Source organism: Nocardia neocaledoniensis (genome assembly GCF_003182135.1).
Classification (GTDB): Bacteria; Actinomycetota; Actinomycetes; order Mycobacteriales; family Mycobacteriaceae; genus Nocardia; species Nocardia neocaledoniensis.
The window spans coordinates 310,642-312,290 of record NZ_QGTL01000009.1 but is presented as its reverse complement, the minus strand read 5'-3'; the positions used below and the strand labels follow the sequence as shown (position 1 = coordinate 312,290).

Genomic DNA, 1,649 nt, shown 5'->3' with positions numbered 1-1,649 from the left:
GGCGGTCGTGTCCAGCAAGGCGTCCCGCACGGCTTGACGATGCGCGGTGATGGTGTCGTTCCAGAGCTTGGGCACGATCGCAGTATTCCACGGGCTATTCGGCAGTCGGCCCGAGCAGGCGTGGCTCAACCGGTCCGATCCCGTCGAGATACCGGCTGACGGTCGCGCAAGCACTTGCGCGGGCCGTGCTGTCCGCGCTCCCTGCGTCCAGCCGGTGCGCATCGGGCGGGAACGAGCAGATGCGCACCGCAGGTCAGCTCACTAGGTAACGACCTGTGTTCCGCCCGCGAAGCGGTCGTGCCAGCCCTGCTTGGTCGGGCTCGAGCCCAACGTCGCCGCGATCGTGATCGCCGCGAAGAACCACAGGACACCACCGATCCAGGGGATCAGATTCAACAGCATGTAGGCGTTGCGCTTCGCGGATTCGACGATTCCGGGCCGCTCGGATCCGCCCGCACCGTTGACATGCAGACCGAGAAGCTTCTTGCCCGGGGTGGATCCGGTCGCGACTTCGAATCCGACGAAGTACAGGAAGCCGAAGCCGGCTCCCGGCAGGATCGACAACCAATCGGGGGTGTGTGCCGACTTGTTCAGCAGCCAGAACAGCACCGCGCCCACTATTCCCGCGACGATCCAGTCGACGAACCGCGCCGCGGCCCGCTTCCCGAGTCCCCCGGGAACCACCCCGGCCGACAGGCCGTATTCAGCTGTACTCATGACGCTTGTTCCTCCCAGTAACACAGGCCCACCCGTTCAGTGGGCCACACCGCCGCCAGGCGGTCGCTTCTCGCCCGATCTCAGATCGCGGCAACCAGGTCGGCGACGACGACGGTGACGTTGTCGGGTCCCCCACCGTCGAGTGCCAGTTCGATCAGCTGCGCGGCGCACTCCTCGACAGAGCGCGCGCCCGCCATGGTCCGTTCGATGTGCTCGGCGCCGACCACATCCGACAATCCGTCCGAGCACAGCAGAAACCGGTCGCCGATCTCGGCCTGCTCGAGGGTGAGGGTGGGGGCGACGACGGCCCCGGTCAGCGCGCGCATGATCAACGAGCGCCGTGGATGGGTGCGAGCCTGCTCGGCGGTGATATGACCGGCGTCGACCAGTGCCTGGACGAAGGTGTCGTCGTGGGTGAGCTGGCTCAGCTGCCCGCCGCGCAGGCGGTAGACCCGTGAGTCGCCGACGTGGGCGAGCCCGAACCGGGTGCCGTCGAACAGCAGCGCGGACAGTGTGGTCCCCATCCCCTCGGTCTCCGAACTCTGCCGGGCGCGGTCGGCGATGGCCGCATTGCCTTCCAGCACAGCCTGTTCCAGCCTCGACAGCAGGTCGCCCTCGCCTGGATGCTCGAGCGATGCCAACGCGGCGATCATCAACGCCGAAGCGACTTCTCCGGCGGCGTGCCCGCCCATGCCATCGGCCAGGGCGAGCACGTTCGCCCCGGTGTGGACGCTGTCCTCGTTGGCCTCTCGCACCAAACCGCGATGGGTGCGCTGCGCGGTGACCAGTCGTGGCGCCACCACGGTCTCGTCGTTCGTCATCGCCTGGATCAGAGGTTGACGCCGTAGTCGCGGGCGATACCGGCCAATCCGGAGGCATAGCCCTGCCCGATCGCGCGGAACTTCCACTCTGACCCGCTGCGGTAGAGCTCA

At 67.5% G+C, this 1,649-nt stretch carries 2 protein-coding genes and 1 pseudogene; all 3 read right to left on the bottom strand.

The window, feature by feature from the left end; genetic code table 11:
- Positions 1 to 261: 261 nt before the first annotated feature.
- Positions 262 to 717 (bottom strand): RDD family protein, encoded by a 456-nt coding sequence (locus DFR69_RS23885; RefSeq protein WP_110039832.1) that lies wholly within the window; start codon positions 715 to 717, stop codon positions 262 to 264.
- A 92-nt stretch (positions 718 to 809) separates the two neighbouring features.
- Positions 810 to 1,538 (bottom strand): annotated as a pseudogene (locus DFR69_RS23880) (PP2C family protein-serine/threonine phosphatase); the annotation flags it as partial.
- 8 nt (positions 1,539 to 1,546) lie between these two features.
- Positions 1,547 to 1,649 (bottom strand): TerD family protein (locus DFR69_RS23875; RefSeq protein ID WP_146229410.1); only part of this gene is annotated, 103 nt, incomplete at its 5' end.